Source organism: Variovorax sp. RTB1, assembly GCF_035018765.1.
Lineage (GTDB): Bacteria > Pseudomonadota > Gammaproteobacteria > Burkholderiales > Burkholderiaceae_C > Variovorax.
On the sequence record NZ_JASJXG010000034.1, the window covers coordinates 35,714 to 52,842 of the forward strand.

16 protein-coding genes and 1 pseudogene are annotated in these 17,129 nt (G+C 63.7%); 2 read left to right on the top strand and 15 right to left on the bottom strand.

The features are described from left to right. Positions 1-36 precede the first annotated feature (36 nt). From QN397_RS18755 to tssK, 5 genes are read right to left on the bottom strand one after another with little or no spacing between them, the layout of a single operon-like run. The gene (locus tag QN397_RS18755) at positions 37-1,887 is read right to left on the bottom strand and encodes a serine/threonine-protein kinase (RefSeq protein ID WP_323498884.1); all 1,851 of its coding nucleotides are present in this window, start codon (positions 1,885-1,887) and stop codon (positions 37-39) included. Beyond that, positions 1,884-2,564: a type VI secretion system-associated protein TagF gene (gene tagF / locus QN397_RS18760; RefSeq protein WP_323498885.1), complete on the bottom strand. Its 681-nt coding sequence runs from the start codon at positions 2,562-2,564 to the stop codon at positions 1,884-1,886. The genes QN397_RS18755 and tagF overlap by 4 nt, the downstream gene beginning before the upstream one ends. Next, positions 2,561-6,157 carry a type VI secretion system membrane subunit TssM gene (gene tssM, locus QN397_RS18765; RefSeq protein WP_323498886.1) on the bottom strand — a complete coding sequence of 1,199 codons (3,597 nt, stop codon included), beginning with the start codon at positions 6,155-6,157 and terminating at the stop codon, positions 2,561-2,563. The genes tagF and tssM overlap by 4 nt, the downstream gene beginning before the upstream one ends. Then, on the bottom strand, positions 6,154-7,491 hold the full coding sequence (locus QN397_RS18770) for a DotU family type VI secretion system protein (protein ID WP_323498887.1): 1,338 nt from the start codon (positions 7,489-7,491) through the stop codon (positions 6,154-6,156). The genes tssM and QN397_RS18770 overlap by 4 nt, the downstream gene beginning before the upstream one ends. A 21-nt stretch (positions 7,492-7,512) precedes the next feature. After that, positions 7,513-8,844 (bottom strand): type VI secretion system baseplate subunit TssK, encoded by a 1,332-nt coding sequence (gene tssK / locus QN397_RS18775; RefSeq protein WP_323498888.1) that lies wholly within the window; start codon positions 8,842-8,844, stop codon positions 7,513-7,515. Positions 8,845-9,023: 179 nt separating this feature from the next. Between tssK and QN397_RS18780 the strand changes: the two are divergent. Next, positions 9,024-9,146, top strand: a pseudogene (locus QN397_RS18780) (IS30 family transposase); the annotation flags it as partial. A gap of 58 nt (positions 9,147-9,204) precedes the next feature. Here QN397_RS18780 and QN397_RS18785 read toward each other — a convergent pair. The 7 genes from QN397_RS18785 to QN397_RS18815 form a co-directional block, all read right to left on the bottom strand. Next, positions 9,205-9,762 carry a hypothetical protein gene (locus QN397_RS18785; protein ID WP_323498889.1) on the bottom strand — a complete coding sequence of 186 codons (558 nt, stop codon included), beginning with the start codon at positions 9,760-9,762 and terminating at the stop codon, positions 9,205-9,207. 648 nt (positions 9,763-10,410) lie between these two features. Further along, complete coding sequence (locus tag QN397_RS18790; protein WP_323501641.1) at positions 10,411-10,815, bottom strand: hypothetical protein; 405 nt, start codon at positions 10,813-10,815, stop codon at positions 10,411-10,413. A gap of 27 nt (positions 10,816-10,842) precedes the next feature. Further along, the gene (locus QN397_RS18795; protein ID WP_323498892.1) at positions 10,843-11,553 is read right to left on the bottom strand and encodes a hypothetical protein; all 711 of its coding nucleotides are present in this window, start codon (positions 11,551-11,553) and stop codon (positions 10,843-10,845) included. A gap of 51 nt (positions 11,554-11,604) precedes the next feature. Further along, positions 11,605-12,141 carry a 2'-5' RNA ligase family protein gene (locus tag QN397_RS18800; RefSeq protein ID WP_323498893.1) on the bottom strand — a complete coding sequence of 179 codons (537 nt, stop codon included), beginning with the start codon at positions 12,139-12,141 and terminating at the stop codon, positions 11,605-11,607. Positions 12,142-12,200: 59 nt separating this feature from the next. Continuing rightward, positions 12,201-12,716 carry a nucleotidyltransferase family protein gene (locus QN397_RS18805; RefSeq protein WP_416352226.1) on the bottom strand — a complete coding sequence of 172 codons (516 nt, stop codon included), beginning with the start codon at positions 12,714-12,716 and terminating at the stop codon, positions 12,201-12,203. A gap of 117 nt (positions 12,717-12,833) precedes the next feature. Next, the gene (locus QN397_RS18810) at positions 12,834-13,169 is read right to left on the bottom strand and encodes a hypothetical protein (RefSeq protein WP_323498894.1); all 336 of its coding nucleotides are present in this window, start codon (positions 13,167-13,169) and stop codon (positions 12,834-12,836) included. Between the two features lie 176 nt (positions 13,170-13,345). Continuing rightward, positions 13,346-13,993 (bottom strand): glutathione S-transferase family protein, encoded by a 648-nt coding sequence (locus tag QN397_RS18815; protein WP_323498895.1) that lies wholly within the window; start codon positions 13,991-13,993, stop codon positions 13,346-13,348. 309 nt (positions 13,994-14,302) lie between these two features. On the opposite strand from QN397_RS18815, the gene QN397_RS18820 reads away from it, so the two are divergent. Further along, entirely contained in the window at positions 14,303-15,280 is a 978-nt protein-coding gene (locus tag QN397_RS18820; RefSeq protein ID WP_323498896.1) for an MBL fold metallo-hydrolase, read from the top strand. Positions 15,281-15,389: 109 nt separating this feature from the next. Here QN397_RS18820 and QN397_RS18825 read toward each other — a convergent pair whose 3' ends face one another. From QN397_RS18825 to phnD, 3 genes are all read right to left on the bottom strand, one after another. Next, entirely contained in the window at positions 15,390-15,638 is a 249-nt protein-coding gene (locus tag QN397_RS18825) for a hypothetical protein (RefSeq protein WP_187053319.1), read from the bottom strand. Positions 15,639-15,753: 115 nt separating this feature from the next. Further along, positions 15,754-15,999: a hypothetical protein gene (locus QN397_RS18830; RefSeq protein WP_261802597.1), complete on the bottom strand. Its 246-nt coding sequence runs from the start codon at positions 15,997-15,999 to the stop codon at positions 15,754-15,756. A 2-nt stretch (positions 16,000-16,001) separates the two neighbouring features. Further along, the gene (gene phnD / locus QN397_RS18835) at positions 16,002-17,021 is read right to left on the bottom strand and encodes a phosphate/phosphite/phosphonate ABC transporter substrate-binding protein (protein WP_323498899.1); all 1,020 of its coding nucleotides are present in this window, start codon (positions 17,019-17,021) and stop codon (positions 16,002-16,004) included. Positions 17,022-17,129: the final 108 nt, after the last annotated feature.

Genomic DNA, 17,129 nt, shown 5'->3' on the forward strand with positions numbered 1-17,129 from the left:
AGCCGGCCCGAAAGGGCTGCCTGTTCATCAGGACGTTTACTTCTCTGTGATTTTGAAAGTCCCGACGCCGTAGACGTCGTTGCATGGCGCACCCGGCGGGCACACGGGCTTGCCGACCAGCGGCGAAGGGCCGGCGCCGCGCGTCGCCTCCAGGGCCGCCAGCACCGGCACGGGAAACTGCGGAAACACGCCGTCGTTCTGAATCCCCGAGCCGGAGAAATCGCGCTCGCGCTCGCTCACCACCACCGCGAACAAGTCGACGCCGGCCGGGCCGCCCGCGTCCATCGGCCACGATGCGCGCGGCAGCGAGATCGATGTGCCGGCAGTGATCTTGTTGTACTTGTCGAGCAGGTTGGGGAACAGCAGGAACATCTCTCCGCCGCTCGACAAAAGATAGACGTACACGTAGCCGTCGCGGTTGCTCTTGACGTCGAAAGAGAGCCGATCCTTTTTGATGACGACCTCGGCCTTGCGCGGCGTCGCTGTCACGTTGAAGCCTGGTGTGGCGCCGGTGCCGATGGCGGCCATCGATTCGGTCGGCGTGCGTGGTGTGGGCGGCGGTGCGGCTGCGGCTGCGGTTGCGGTTGCGGGCGCGGAAACTTCAGCGACCTTCGTGTCTGGCGGCGTGGACGCTTTGCCGTCTATTGAACCGGCTGCGCTGCCGACCACCGTGTCGGCGCCGTTCGACCTGCCCTGCATCCACCACCAGCCGCCGCCGGCCACGGCAAGCACCGCGACTGCCGCGATGGCAGCGACGGCCTTGCCCGCGCCGCCGCTCGAAGCCGCAACGGCTTTCGACGGGCGCGGTGCGGGCGCCGGCGCCGACGCTGGCGCAGCAGGCACCGAGCGCCGCACCGGCACGTTCGTCGTCTCGTCATCGAGCCCGAGCGCTTCTCGCAGCGCGCCCATCGACTGCGGCCGCGCCTCCGGCCGCACGCCCAGCCCGGCATCGATGGCCGACAGCAACCGCGCGCTGTAGCGCTGGCGCAGCATCTCGTTATTGATCAGCGGCACATAGCTGTCGGACAGCAACCGCGCGACCGACGGCGGCGGCGCGCGACCGCAGATGGCGACGTGCATCACCGCGGCCAATGCGTACACATCGGTCCACGCGCCCTGCGACATGTCGGGCATCTCGGCGTACTGCTCGATCGGTGCGTAGCCCGGCTTCAGGATGACGGTGATGGCTTGCGTCTTGTCGCTGATCACGCGGCGCGCCGCACCAAAGTCCAGCACCACCGGCCGGCCCGAGCCTTCGAGCAGGATGATGTTGTCGGGCGCGATGTCGCGGTGATAGCAATTGGCCGCATGCATCACGGCCAGCGCCTGCGTCACGCCGTCCATGATGCGCATCAACCAACCTTCGTCGACACCGGCCGGGATCGCGGCCAACGCCTGGCGCAATGTGTCGCCGCGATAGAACGGCATCACCATGTAGGTCGTGCCGCGCTCCTGCCAGAAGCGGTAGACCTTCAGCAGCGAGGGATGATCGAACTGCGCCAGCAGCCGCGCCTCGTTGATGAAGCTGCGCATGCCGAGGTCGAAGGTCTCGCGGTGCCGCTCGGACAACGCCACCACCGTGCCGTCGTATTGCCGCGTCGACAGCGACACCGGCAGATATTCCTTGATGGCGACGACGCGCTCCAGCGTGTGATCCCACGCTTCGTACACCGCGCCGAAGCCGCCCTGCCCGACCAGTGCGGTGATCTCGAACTCACCGACCTTGCTGCCGGCCGGCAACACGCCGGCTTCGGCGCCGGCTTGCGAGCCGGAGGTCGGCAGGCGTGTCGGGTTGCCGCTGACCAGGGCCATGCCCGTGCTGCCCACGCCGCCCGTGGAGATGACCGTTGCGCCGTCGTCGTTCTTCGGGGCGTCGGCATTGCTCATGGCTCTGCCTCCACTCGCTTCACCCGCTGCACCCATTCGTCGCTGACAAAGCCGAAGAGCGCATCGAAGCGCGCGTCGGTCGGCAGGCCCATGGCCGTCATGCGAAGACCTGGTTCGGCGACAGGATCGGTCAGCCACAGCGACTGGCCGTCGGCCGGCCAGGCCATCGCCGCGCCTCGGTCGGCATCGGCCACCTCTTCCACGGCGCGGCCGTCGGCGACATCGAAGACGCGCAGCAAGGCGTTGTCGAAGCGTCCTGCATCGAGGTCGTTCGCCAGCCCCTCGAGTGCCGCCTGTGCGCAAGTGCGCCACCAGCGCCACACGGCACCCGACTGCGCCGGCGTGAACTCGTTCAGCGGCACCTCGCATTCGGCCGCCATGATGAAAGGAAAGTAGCGACCGACGCCATCGACCGATGGCATCAGCACGCCGAGCCACGCGTTGGTGCCGCCCAATCCGCTGCCCAAAGCGAAGAACCACAGCGGACCTGCGAGATAGCGCTCGGTCCAGTCGTCGTGCGCATCACGCAGCCGCAAGAGGCCGCGTTGCAGCCAGTGGTCGAGGCGCTCCCGCATCGGCTCCGGCATGCGGCGATGCGCGAAGTCGCCCATGCCCGGAAGCTTGCCGAACCAGCCCGGCAACTCGTCCGATGCGAGGAAGGTTCGCGTCTCGCTCACAGCCCCTCCGGGCAAGAGAACTCGCGCAGTTCGCGCAGGCGGATCGGATGCTGCACGCTGTTGGTCGTCACCTCGAAACGGGTGCGACGGTTCTCGATGTTGAAGGTGATGAAGAAGCGCTCCGGCAGGTCGCCCTGTTCGAGCTGCGCCTTGTCGAGCGTGCGAAACAGCGCCCACGGTCCGTCCGTCGACAGACCCGAATTTCCGATGGCCGAAGGCGGGCTGATCTGCACCCGCACCTGGTTGCTGCCCTTGGGTCCCGGCCATTGCACCGCCATCGGCACGACCGGGCCATGCGCGTACTTCACCAGCTGCCCATCGACATCGAGGATGAACTGCGTGATGTTCTCGTCCATCTCCACCGGCCTGAAGTCCAGCCGCAATGCCGGCCCGCGGCCGCCACCCCGAAAGAAGATGTCCTTGATGCGCGCAGCGCGCTCGAACTGCGCGAGCGATGCGGTGGTGACTGCCGCCTTCTCTGCCACCGGTTTGTAGCGCCACGGCTTGGTGCTGGTGTCGACCAGTGCGGCCAGCTTCTTTTGGAAGAAGTCGTCCATCAAGCCACCGGGTCCGAACATCTGTCCGAAGTCTTCGGGCAGCACATCGCGGTTGCTGGTGGCGACCAGCGGATAGCGGCCGGCGATCGCGCGTGTGCAGAAGTCGGTTACCGGCCGCAGGTCCTGGCTCAGGTTGCTGCGCTCCGCGCTTTGCGCTTGCGTCGCGCCCGATTGGCTCAGGTTCTCGACCATGCTGCGCACCGGCTCCGGCAGCCGGCCCGCATCGCCCTTGAGCTTGGCGGCCACGTCGCCGGGCGGCGGTGACGAGCGGCTCTTCACCGCGGAATCGACGGCTGTCAAATAGACGTAGACCTCGTTGAAGAGCTTGAGTGCATCGTCGAGCGGGGCCGGCCCACCGGGCGTGCCGGCAGTGACCATGCGGCGCAGCGGCTCGAAGCGATCGTCCACGATGCTCTCTATGCGCTTGCCGGTCACGACTGGCTTGTTGGAGTCGCCGCCGAACAGGTCTTCGAGGCCCTTGCGCGTGTTGCGAACGGTCTCGGTCGCCTTGCTCACCACGTCCTTTGCGCCTTCGGCCGGAATCAGCGTCGTCTCTTTGACTACCGCACGCAGGAAGTTGGCGAGCGGTGAACTCGCGCCCGACAAGATGCGCGCGGTCTCGATGTTCTTCTCGAGCCCTGCGCCGCGCACCAACCGAATGTCGGCGAGCATCGCCTCCCACACCTTCACGTACTCCTCGAGGTAAAGGCGGCGCACGCGGTCGGTCATCGCACCGAGTTGCGACGCGTCTTTCAGTCGATCGGTCGCGGTGCGGTCTTGCCCCAGTACCCACGGATCTTCCTGCGCGAGCAGGCCGGTGAGCACGGTCACCTCGGCCTGAAACCGCTTGTGATAGCCGTCGTAGGTGAACATGCCCGGCACGCCATCGGTCAGCGGCTTGCCGCTGATGCGCTCGAACACCAGCGGGCCGGAAGGGCCGGCCGCTGCCGCCACGCTGAAGGCCGGCACGTCCTTGCCCAGACGCTGCCGCTTGAGCCGGCTGAACACGCGCTGCTCCAGCGGGTAGCTGGCGAGCACGCCACGCACGCTGCGCACCAGGTTCTCGTCCATCTTCAACGGCGAGCGCGGCGGGCCCTGCGCGATCAGCACGTCGAGCTGGTCTTCGAGAAGCTTGCGCTGGTCTTCCGGGATGCCGCGGTCCATGTTGCGCGCCCAGTCGAGCGTGATCCAGGCCTTGAGCGCGTCGGCATCGAAGTGCTCGGGCTGGTGCAGCATGAGGTAACTCTTCAGCGCCTCGTAGCTGAATTCCAGGTTGTCCTTTTGCGCGGTGCGAAGCTGGTCTTCGAGTCGCTTGGCGAGCTGCGGCAAGAAGGCTTCGTTGAGTGCGCGCTGGTGCGCCAGCATCGCAGCTGAGTCGAGCTTGTCGCCCTGGTAGAGGCCCAGCGTCATCGAGAGCGGCTCGTTGCCCTGCCGGTTTTCGGGCGCCTTCCAGATATCGCGCAGGCCTTGCAGCACCGGCGCCACTTCGACCAGGTTCTGCACGCGCGCCGGCAGTGCCGCCAGCGTCTGCTTGGCGGGCTCCACTTTCGCTTCGACCGCCTTCAGGTAGTCGAGGTTTTGCCATGTGCTGTAGCCCCATGCGGCGAGCAGGCCGAGCGTGACCAGCGTCATGAGCGACAGGGCCGCAAGGCGCAGTCCGTGACGACGTCGCTCCAGCTTGACGTCGGCGCCCGCGAGCCGCTGCTCGGGGAACACCACGTCGCGCAACAGCGAGGTCAGGAAGTAGCTGCGGCCGCTGCTCTTTTGCGGAGCGAGCATCGCCCGTTCCAGCCCGAAGCTGCGCGCCAGGCTGCCCATCACGCGATCGATCGGGCTGCCCTCTTGCGTGCCGCTGGTGAAGTACACGCCGCGCACCCATGGCGGCTGCGTGAAGCGCGAGCCGGTGAACACCTGGTCGAGCAGGTCCGACAGCAGCGGCCCGACCGAACCCAGCTGCGCCGGGAAGCCGAAGACAGCCGCGCGCCGTGTCACGTCCGTCTCATGCTGCATGCGGTTGACGAGGCCGTCGTTGATGCGGTCGTGGAGCAAGCCGAACTCCCGACCGAACGCGGCCGACAGGCCCTTCTCGTCGACCTGCACCACCTCTGCGGCCGGCAGCGTGAAGCCGAAGACTTGCGCGCGTTGTTCCTTGCCGAGATCGGCGAAGTATTCGGTGAAGCCGTAGAGCAAGTCGCTCTTGGTGACCAGCACGTAGACGGGCAAGCGCGTGGTGAGCTTGGCATCGAGCTCGAGCAGTCGCGCGCGGATCGACGAGGCCAGCGAGCTGCGCGCCTCGGCGCCCTGGCTCAGGAGGTCGGCGACGCTCACTGTCAGGAACACGCCGTTGAGCGGCCGGCGTGGCCGAACCTTCTTCAGCAAGCCGAGGAAGCCTTCCCACGCGTTCTTGTCTTCGGCTTGGTGGCTGTCTTGGGTGGTGTAGCGGCCGGCGGTGTCGATGAGCACCGCTTCGTCGGTGAACCACCAGTCGCAGTTGCGCGTGCCACCGACACCGCGAATGGCGCCGGGGCCGAACTTGTCGGCCAGCGGAAACGACAGGCCCGAGTTGACCAGCGCCGTTGTCTTGCCCGCACCCGGTGCGCCGATGAAGACGTACCACGGCAAGTCGTACAGATAGCTGCCGCCCGACAGCGACAACCAGTCGCGCCAGCCGGGCTTGCGGCCGGCCGCATGCAGGCGCATCTGCTTGAGCGTCGCGACCGCTTCGGTGAAGCGCGTGTCGAGCACCTTCTGCTCGCCTTCATCCACTGGGCCCGTCTTGGCGGCCGGCGCGCGCATCAGACCTTCCGTGAGGTTCTGGCTGGCCTTGCGCGTGCGCCAGCGCTTCCAGGTCGCGCGCAGTACCGCGATGAGCACGATGACGCCGATCAGCACCCAGCGCGAGGTTTCGGATTCAAGCGGCGCCAGCGAACCGATCTTGATGAGCGGGCCGACCCACCAGATCAACAGCGAGACGACCAGCAGCGCCAGCAGCATGAAGAGCAGCGGGCTGAAGAGCCAGCCGAGGAGCTTTTTCATCGCTTGACCTCCGGCGTTGCGTTCAGCGTGGCCGCTGTGCGCTCCGGCTCGGACAACAGCACGATGTCGACGCGGCGATTGCGCGCGCGATTGGCCGGTGAGTCGTTGAGCGCGACCGGCTCGGCATCGGCTTTTCCATCGGACCGCATGCGACCGGGTTCTACCAAACCGACCAGCGAGGCCTTGACCGCATCGGCACGCGCAGCCGACAGATGCCAGTTCGATGGATAGCGCATCGAGCGGATCGGCTGGTTGTCGGAATGGCCGGTGATGAGCACCTCGCCCTTGACCTCGGCCAGCGCCTGGCCGATGCGCTTGAGCACCGGCAGCGATTGCGGCATCGGCTCGGCACTGCCGGAGCCGAAGAAGCTGTCGCCGCGCAGGCGCACTGTGCTGCGATCGGCTTCGTCGGTGACGGTGACGAGCCCTTGCTTGACTTCAGGCTCCAGGAATTTCGCGAGCCGCGGCGACTTCGCCATGATGGCCGGCGGCGCGATCTGCACGTTGGGCACGCGCAGGCCGGAGATCGCTGCATAGGTCGTGTCGGAGCGGTTGTTGAGGGTGAGCCGCAGGCCGAACCAGGCGAGTGCGAGCAGCAACAGGAAGCCGACCGAGAAGACCCACAACGGCAGCGATTCACGCAGCCGTGCGGTGCCGGCTGCCTGGCCGCGCCAGTGCGGCGAGAGTTCGGCTTCCAGCGGTGGCCGGTCTTTGGCGATGAGATCGGCGAGGCGCTGCCGCACGGTGTCGAGTTGCGCGCGACCGTTGTCGATCACGCGGTAGCGGCCTTCGAATCCGAGCGCCAGCACGCTGTACATCAGCTCCAGCAAATTGCGGTGCGTCGGCACGTCTTGCGCCAGCTTTGCGAGCAGCTGAAAAACCTTTTCACCGCCCCACGATTCGTTGTGGAACTGGACCAGCAGACTCTGCTTGCTCCAGCCCGCCTGCACGCCCCACGGCGTGTTGGCGACGGCTTCGTCGAGCGCAGTACAAAGGATGTAGCGAGCCGCCAGCACCGACTCGTTCGAGGCGCCCGAGCGACGCGCGGCAGCGTCGAACTGGTTAACCGCATCGGCTGTGGACGCGCGCAACGCCGGCACGTTGGGCGGCTGCACGAGGTTGCGAAGTTTGCCTATCAGCACCAGCAACTTGCCGGCGGCCGACACCAGTGGATTGAGCAGGCCAAGCTCGCCGACATCGGCTGGCAACGCTTCTGCCGATGCTGCATACGGGGCGTTGCCGCTTGCCGGCGATGCGCCGCCAGCAGCGCGCGGCTTCGGCTTGATGACCGTACGTTCGGATTCGAAAGCAGCGAAAGGGTCCGGGGTTGTCATGGTGCTTTTCCCATGGGCGCGTCAGGACCTGATCGCCCAGAACGCCAGATCCAGGCCGGGGAAGTCGCCGGCGATGTGCATCGCCACGCCGCCCGATGCTTCGAGCTGGCGCCACAGGTCGCTGTTGCGCGTTTCGAGCTCGAAGTAGTTGGCACCCGAGTGAAACGGAATCTGCCGCGGCGCGACCGGCATCGGCATGAGCGTGACGCCGGGCAGCGCAAGGTTGACCAGATCGCGAATGCGCTCGACCGGACCGATCTTGACCTGCGTCGGAAAGCGCGCGCGCAAGGCCTCGCTCGGCATCTGCGCGTTGACCGCGAGCACGAAGGTCGCATTGCGCTGCAGCTCCACATCGGGAATGACGGCGACGCGCACGCCATGCTTGCGGTCGTGCAGCTCGATGCGAATGGCCGACTGTTCAAGCACCATCGACAGGCTGCGCCGCAGGTCGTCCATGACCGGGCGAAATGTGAGTGCGAGGTCGTCGTGGATGTAGGGCCCGAAGCGCGCGACCCGACGCGAATCGCGGAACGTCGCGAGGTCACCGGCCAGCGCCAGTGCATGCTCGAAGAAGCGCTGCGGATGCAGCATCGCGCTCTTTGCCAGATGCGCGAACACCGCCTCGTTGCGGTTCACTGTTTGCAGCAGCATGAAGTCGGCGATCTCGGACACGCCGCCAGTGCCGCCTTGCGTCATGCGGCCAGCGAGAGCCTCGCCGCGTTGGCGCAACAGGCCGAGCAATTCGTCGAGCCACGAGCGGATCACCGCGTGGCCAGCCACATCGAGCAGCGGCGGCAGCAGGTTGCGATCGAGCTGAACCTGGTTGTCGACACGCCGCTCGACCACCCGGGCGACGTTGACGGTGGTCCACGCATCGGTCGTCTCACCGGCGCGCATCAGGCGCGTGTGGAGCTGACCGAGTTGCAGCATGGCGGTACGCTCGCCGGCGGTGTTGGAGTCGGGCACTTCGGACTCCAGCACGCGATGCCGCACGAGGTCGTCGTAGCCCTCGGCATCGGCTTCTCGGGCACCAGCGCGGCGCAGTGGCAAGGCGAGCACGACGGCCTCGTCGCGCATCGTCGGCGGGATGTCGATGGGATCGGGCAATGGATCGACAGCCGGCATGTCGAACACGGTGCCGTCGCCGAACACGCCGACGGCACGTACCAGCGCGAGCTTGCCGAGGGTGAGCGCCGCCTGGTCGATTTCAATTTCAGCGAAGCCCCATGCATGAGGGGTCGTGGTGCGCAGGAGCACATGCCGCGCATGGTCGGCGTGGCGCTCGCTTTGCTGCAGGTGCTGAGGCTGCAGCAGCATCCCCTCGCTCCAAACCACTTTTGTTCGCCAACTCATCCGCGCTCCGTCAATGGCACGGGTGCCAGAAAGAAACATCTAGTTTCCGGCGCGGAGGGTGAACGGCAAATCCATCTAACGGCCTAGACGGAGGCGTTGGGTCTAAGTCGAAGGGCCTAGAAGGCCTTCGTCGATTGGGTGTGCGGGCTTATGGTTCAGTGCGCATGGGGTGGCGGCAGGCGGGCTACTCACAGGCTCAGCTCAACGCGATCGCGCGACAATTGAATGAGAGGCCGCGCAAGACGCTCGGCTTCCAGACGCCCGCTGAGATGTTCAGCGAATCCGTTGCATCGACCCGTTGAATCCGCCGCCAAAAGCGGAAGTTCGGACAACTCCGAACCGGTCGTTTGAATGCGACTGTTAACTGTCAAACCAAGCATGACGAGACGCTCGCCAACTCGCCAGCCATTGTGTCTCTATCGGCTGCTTGAGTGAATCGCGTATGAACCCAGCAATCTCTTGCGATGTTTCATCATTTTCGTGGGTCAAGAATGCCAGCGTCTCTGGCACGCCGGCGCCAATGAAGTATTCCACCTCCAACTCGCCGACATCTTGATTTAGGTACTGCGCTTTCCAGAGTGCCTTCGTATCCGCCGGCTCGCCACAGAGGCTTAGTAAATACGCACAATGGAAAATTCCTTCAGCGCTCTCCTCGTCGAACTCGGCGCTTCTATCCCAAAGGGCATTCCTGAACGCAATCTCCCTGTCCAACAAGCGAAGAAGCAATAGGCGATAGGGACGAGGCGGCTGCCTCGCTATCGCCCTGTAAATCTGATGCCGCTCAGTCGGGCTACTCAACACCTGATCCAGCTGGGCAGCTTCTTGCCCGCTTTCAAGGTAGGCGCGAAGATGTTGGTCAACGTTCATTGTGATTGCGGGCTCGTTATTCAATGTCTGGTTGCGGCCGAACTGTGCCATAGGCGACGAACGCTCACGCATATCTTCAAGTAGACAGCGCCTCTCGCAAAACTGACGTCACCCACTCCATATCGCCGTTGTGTCCTGGGCCTGTTTTTTTGCTAATCCACAACAATGTAGCTATGAGGCAGGTCGCGAACGCCGCACCTCCCAGTGCATTGCTGTTTCCGTGCACCAGGCCCGCATACAAGCACAAGGCCAGTACACCAAAGAGCGCTCCGAACCAAACCACGAGGAAAAGCCGCTCGAACGGTGACTCACTGAACTTTCCATCTAGCACGACCTTGCTATCCACACAGTCGAATGTGCCGATGAAGCGAGTCGCGCTTGGCTTGGAGCCTCGAACTCGCCAAGAAAGACGAACTCCTTTTTCTGTTGCGCTGCCCACAAGCCAACGGAACGACATCGAATCCGATGCATACGGCATGCAAAGGGCAGAAATGCGGCGCGCAGACTCCTCGGCGGAGTAGATGCTGGGTATGACGCTGTGAGGAGGGGTCAGCCTGGCGGGATTTGTCACGTCGCAGACTTAAACAGTTGTTGAACCATGAATTCCGTGTTCCTGAATGTCCGCTTCGGGTCAAATTCTGGCGCATCGCCGACTGACTGCTGTTGGCCCGGTTGCGGATCTGGCGGCCGCTCTGCACTTTAGAAATCCGACTTCTTGGCACCACGGCCATCCAGCACGGCCAACAGCAAGATACCGATCGCGCACAAGGCGAACACAATTCCAGATGGCATCGATCCAATAGACGAGAGCAACCATCCGTATACGCCCGTCATCATTCCGATGAACGCGTTTTCGCTCCTACCTTTGCTCAGGTCGTTCGCAATGAAAGCATTGAACGACAGCACCGCAAAAGTAACTGACACGAACGCAGTCAAGATCCATTTCATATTTTTTTCTCCCTGAAAATCAATCGGGAATGGTAGCGCGGTGAATCTTCGCTTTCTCCGGACAAGCGTGACGTAAGAGCGCTTTTCACTTGCCGCGTGGGGCAAGACAAGCGGTGACGGCGAACGACCGCTTCTGGCCCGAATTCCGCCACTCACGTGGAAGGGCTCAGCCTCACGTCCAAGTCAGGTAAAGCGCTCATAGAAGTCAGCGACGTCACCACTGGCGGTCAGCGCCTGCAGCGGAAAGGCCTTCCAAGGTGCTTCTGGTCTCATAGTGGTCATGCGGGCCAGGAGCGCGTCACGCATTTCCGGCTTCACACCCTGACGCCAGTTCAAAACCTGTCCCCAGGTTGAACTGCCGTTCAGATGCAGCGGCACGTCGATGGCTTGAATTGACTTCGCGTAGCTGCGCGGGAAGAGCCTCCGATACGCCTCGAGGTTGTAGAGCCAGGAGACGCCGCGAACCGACAAGACGCCGGGCTCCTCGCGACGAGCATGGGAGAACAGTTCGCACAGCTCCTGCACTCTGGCACCGGTGTTCGCGGAAGCCAGCGGGCTTGTGCTCGTGGTCTCTGGAGGGACGAAGTGAATGCGGAGTACGCCGCTGGCGTCGGGCGGATCGAAGGAGAAGCAGCCGAACGACCGTCCCGTCGCAAGGCGGGGACGATCCTCGTACCACTGCGTGCACAAGGAAAGCGCATCGCGCCTTTCATTGTTCGAGTTGCCGATCCGAGCAACGAATTCGTTCCAGCGGTTCGCGCCTGCAGGTCCCCAAAGATTCAAACGCCGCCGCAGGTTTGTGCAGTGCGCGATCGACGCGCCCAAAGACAAATCCGCAACCGTCGCGTTGCGCTCAGCAAAACTCAGCTGTAGGGAAAAATATTCTTCAAGCACCACTATGCCGTCGCGTGGAACGTCTGCTTCTGGCCGAAATTAGCCGGACTTTTAGGAAGGCACGCCTATCGACTTCGGCAAATAGAAATCATGCATAGCCTGCCACCGTCCCGTGCTGTTTTCCAAAAGCGTCACGGACGTGCACATTGTCTCGATAGCGCCTGATCGGCGGACTTTTTCTTGAAGTTCGACGGCCGCCAAGCCTGCGCTGAATGCGTCCCCGTGCGCGACCGTCAAATGCGGAATGACTTCGGCATGCTCGCCTTCATACGGAGGAAATGCCGGAAACGCCCGAACCAACGTCGCCGTCATCGCAACAAAGCGCTCGGGTGGATCGGGCTCAAGGTAGGTTGTGGTCGGGAAGCGGCCTACCCGACGCAGCGAGAACGCGAACGATGGAATTTCGTTCAACGCCTCCTGTGCGCGTGCAAGCACAGCTGCAGTCACTCGGTCAGGTGACATGAACGGAACCAGAATGCTGACATGCGCCGGGACCCCAAGCTGTGCCGTCGAGTCAAAGCGGTTGCGGAGTTCTGCAACCACGCATTCAGCAGAGGGAACACGCACAACAAACGCTGTGATCAACATGGTGGATGGCAGATCGGCAAGGGGAAGACAAACGGCAGCTTCTGGCCCGCATTCTGCCCTTAGCCCATGCTGATCGAAAGCAAAGGCCAGCGCTCGGCAAAGCGCTTGGCTTCTATGCGCTGCCTATAGATCTCAACGCTCGCTCTGAGCGGGTTGTGACGGACGCGCAGATTGAAAAGATCATCGAGTCCATGCGGGGCGACGACGCCCAGCGACTCATCCCAGTTCAAAAACACGCCAACGCAAGTTGCAAACTCCGGCCACGTCGCAATGCCATCTGCGAGTGACTTGATCGGCGGCACTGCTTGTCCTAAGTCACGGGCGAACCATCGGTGCACGCCAGCCTGATTCGTCACCTCCCAGCGCACTTCTGGCAATACGGAGCGAAGCCGCTTCTCCAACTCGACATCGTTCTCCGGCTCAGCGTCCGCGTCGAAGTAGACAAGGTCCATGTCTTCCACAGCCGTACGGCGCTCAAAGCCGTGCAGAGCATCCCAAACCAATGAGCGGACAGCGCCTGCGCCGATGCACCACGACTGCAGCCCCAGGAGACGCGCTGCATCGAGCGCGGCCATCAGCTCATTCGACGAGGCCACCATGCCAGCAAGGCGTCGCTCAAGGTGCGGCTGCGGAGTGAAAGTCATGATTCGATCTTGATCCCGGCAGGCGCACGGAAGGACCGCTTCTGGCCGTTAGGCGACTTGAGAGTGTGCTCGAAAGGCCGCTGCCCACTCTGGCATATCTTCGTAAAACAGTTCAAGAAACTGGGCCAGCTGTGCTTCGTCAGAAGGCCTTGCGCCGTCGAGACTAAGGATTCGTACATGCATAGCAAGTTGGACGCGCGTTGGGATCGTCCAGTCATGAAACTCCGGAAGCACATCCCTGACGGAAGTCGCGCTCGTCGTGCTTAGCAGTTCGTCAAGCAGTGGTCCAAGCAAAGGCTGGATCTCGCGATTCAAATCAGACGCGTCGTAGATCGCCTTGACCGCTCGCGCCAACGCATTTTCTGTATCGTGCATTTCACTCATTAAAGCCTCGACGGAAGTGTGCAATGAAAGGTCGGCTCCTGGCCCGAATCCCGCCGCAGGATCGCCGGAACATTCGGAGCCTCACCCGACATAGCGTCGTCTCAAAAGCAGACCTTGAGACCAGCTCCCGCGAAGACGCGAAGAATTGCCATCGGCTTCGACGGCCGAGCTGCCATTCAGCCCGCTTCCACCCGAGCCAGATACTTCTCCATCGTTCGCCGCCATGCGGCCCGAGACACGCAACGGTCGCGATAGCTTCGGATGTTCTCGAATGGCTCCAGCAGCCGTTCATCTCTGACCTCCGAGAGCACATGCGACATGAGGATGTCGGCCACCGTGAAATTGTCGGTGGCCACGAACTCACGGCCCTTCAGCCAGCGCTCCAGTCCGGTGAACAAGCGTTGAGCCCAGCCCGCCATGAACTGCCTGGGCTTGGCCGCGCCTGCGCCGCCGTCGGCAGTCCAGTCGATGTAGAAGACGCTCATCAGCGGTAGCTCGATCGAGTTCATTGCTGCCAAGCACCAGCGGATGACCTGCGCCTCGCCCGCGGAATCACTTGGAATCAACTTGTCCGCCTTCTTCGCAAGGTAGATCAGAATCGCCGCCGATTCGGTCAGCACGACCCCGTCGTCATCGATCGCCGGAAGCTGCTCGAACGGATTCAGTTTGCGGTAGGCATCGGTGTTGAGTTCATGCGCCGGATGATCCATGCCGATGAGCTCGAAGGGCATCTGCATTTCTTCGAGTGCCCACAGAACCCGCAGGTCACGGGTGTGGCCGCGGGCGGCCGAGTTGACGCGTCCGAATCCGTAGACTTTCAGCATGGTTCTCCTTGCGACCCAAACGGCGACTTCTGGCCGATTATTCCCGTGACTCTTCGCGAGCGGCGTGCCCGCTCCTGCATGCGGCGCAACGGCACCGATCGCGTCCTGCTCATCCAGGTACACGCCGACGCAAATAGCGACCTCCTAATGGATGCCCGGCATCCATCCGACAGCGCTGGGCTTCAGGAGTCGAAGTCAAGTTCAAGGTCACTGCACCGACTCATGCGTGGCACCGCCCGATGCCGCGATACTCGTTTTTTCGCTGTGTCTTTTCCCTTCCCCTTCTTCTTCAAAATCGCCGGAAATTCAATGAATCGATCGATCAAGTTCATGGCGGCCGCTGCCGCGTTGTCGGCCCTGCTGGCCACGCCCGCGTTCGCGCAGAACGTCAAGGTGACGCCGCTCGGCGGCATCGACGGCGAGTTCTGTGCGCAAGACCGCGCGCTGATTTTCGAAGACCCGAACGGCACGCGCATCCTCTACGACCCGGGTCGCACGGTGGCGGGCGCCAACGATCCACGGCTCGGCAAGATCGACATCCTGCTTGTGAGCCACATGCACGGCGACCACCTGGGCAACGCGCACAACAAGGCGCCCAACGCAGGCACGTGTGCCAGCCCCGACATGTCGGTGTCGGACGTGCCCAACTCCAACGCGGTCAACATCGCGCTCGCCAAGAAGTCGAAGATCGTCACCGGCAGCGAGATGCCGCCGTTCTTCGCGGCCAAGCTCAAGGCGCTCGGCGGCGACCCTGCCAACTCGATGCTCGCGCGTTTCGGCGGCAGCGTGACAGTGGGCGGCGTGCGCATCGCGACGGTGACTGCGATGCACAGCAACGGCGTCGACCCGGAGTACATCGGCGGCGAGCTCGGCAAGTCGATGAAAGACGCGGGCATTGCCGGCGACGTGGGATTGGCGACCGGCTACGTGCTGTGGTTCAGCAACGGGCTCGTCGCGTACCTGTCCGGCGACACCGGTGTCACCGCCGACCAGGAGCGCGTGGTGCGCGATCTCTACAAGGCGAAGCTGGCCGTCATGAACATGGGCGACGGCTTCACCACCGGCCCGGCCGAAGCAGCCTTCGTGATGAATGAGCTGGTAAAGCCGGCATCGGTCATTGCATCGCACGCGAACGAGGTCGGCACCGTGGGCGGCAAGGTGCGCCCCGGCAGCAAGACCGAAGCATTTATCAAGGCGGTAAAGGTGCCGGTGTATGTGCCGTTGTCCGGCATCGCGATGGAGTTCACCTCGACCGGTGCCTGCGCCGCGGGATGTTCGACGAACTAAGGAAGTCGACGAATCGATGTGAGCATCGCCCGCCGCATCGATCGAGTTGCACTCGATCTGCAGACTCGGTAGCGGTTACGGCGGCCGGGTGATCCGACCGCTGTTGGCATCAGCCCGCGTTCTTCAACGACTGCTTGGCCTTGTTGGCGGAACGCTTCGCGCGATTCTTGTGATAGCCGGACTTGACGTTGTTGACCGCCTTGCCGACCGGGCCGCTCTTCTTGGCCGCGCTGTCGGCGCGCTTCTCGTCGATCTTGTGCTGGACCGAGTCGGTGGCTTCGGAGGCGGCCTTGCCGACCTGGGCGTTGGCACTGAGGACGGCGACGGATGCAACAAGCGCGAACAGAATCTTCTTCATTGGGTTCTCCGGATATTGATTGAACGAAGCAGATGGTTACACCGCCCCGGCCAGCGCTTTGTCAGCCGCCGCCGCGTGCGCTCGCCGCCTGTTCGCCCGTGTGCCCGTTGGCAGTTCAGTTCCGCCGCGCCTCGATCCACTGCTTGAATTGACGTTCTGCCTGCAGCTTGAACTCATTGCGCATCTGGTTGCAGACAGCATGCGCCAGACGCCGATGGCTTTGCTTGCGCACGCCGCCCAGAGTGGCATCGTTGAGGTGCTCGATGGTGGCCGACTCGGGCCGTCCGTAGGGCTCGTCGAAGTCCATCGGCAGGCTGCACCAGTAGCAGTTGGGGCCAAACGACGACCGCAGCGCCTTCACGCTCAAGGTGCGCCTTCGCGCAGCGCGGCGACCTGCTCGGCGTACGTGGCTTCGATGCGCTGCAGGCGTGCCTGACGCGCATCTTCGTTGACCCATTGCGCGCTCATCGCGCTTTGCCGGGCCAGTTGATAGGCCAGCTTGGCGACCGGCATGAGCGAGGCGTTGTCTGCCGCCAGAAAACCAGCCAGGTCGTGCAGCGACTTGAGCATGGCGCGCTCCGCGTCGCTGCGCGACCCTTTGCCGCGGCCAAAGGCGACCAGAAAGGCTTGCACCTTCGCCTGGAATGCAGGCGGATAGTCGCGGCGCACGACGATCTGCGCATGCGGAATCAAATCCGATTCCCAGATCACCTGCAGCCGCTCCGCCTCGGTCGGAAACTGCAGCTTGAAGCGCTCGAAGTCGGCCGTGTTGTTGGTCGCCACATCGGCCTCGCCGTTGGCGACGGCCAGCGCCGTCACCTGGTGCGTGCCGACCAGTTCACTCGCAAAACGCGTTTCCATGGCGATGTTGTGCGGCAAGAAAAACTGCAGCTGCGGCACGATGAAGCCCGAAACCGAACGGCTTTCCCCGCGCGCAAGACGCCACTGTTCGGGCGAATCGAGCAGGTCCTTGAGCGAGGTCCTGGGGCCGGTCTTGCGCGCCAGCAACAGCGATCGATAACCGGGCATGCCGTCGTGCCGCGTGACCTGTGCAATCACTTTCATGCGGCGCTGCGTCACCGCGTCGAGCGCCATCTTTCCGGAGAGAAACGCCATGTCGACCTGGTTGCGCTGGATGGCCTGTTCGAGCGCTTCGTACGACGTCACCGACAACACAGTGACGGGGCGGCCGATGGCGCGGCTCAGTTCGGCGAGCACCGGCTCCCAGTCGTTGCGGGATTCGAAGGCGCCGCCCAGAGGCAGAATCCCGAAGCGAACCGGCGCTACATCGAGCTGCGGCGCGGTTTGGGCGCCTGCCAGTGAAGACACAGACAGCAATCCGCAGACCAAGAGCGCCGACGAAAACCCGAAAAAACGTAACAAAGCGCCCGGGAAACCAGCGAGACCGGCATGGCGGACCGGACTGTCACCGGCGCAGGTAGCGGCAAATGCGGACGTGCGGGGGGCGGTGGCGGCGGCAGTGGGGGCGGC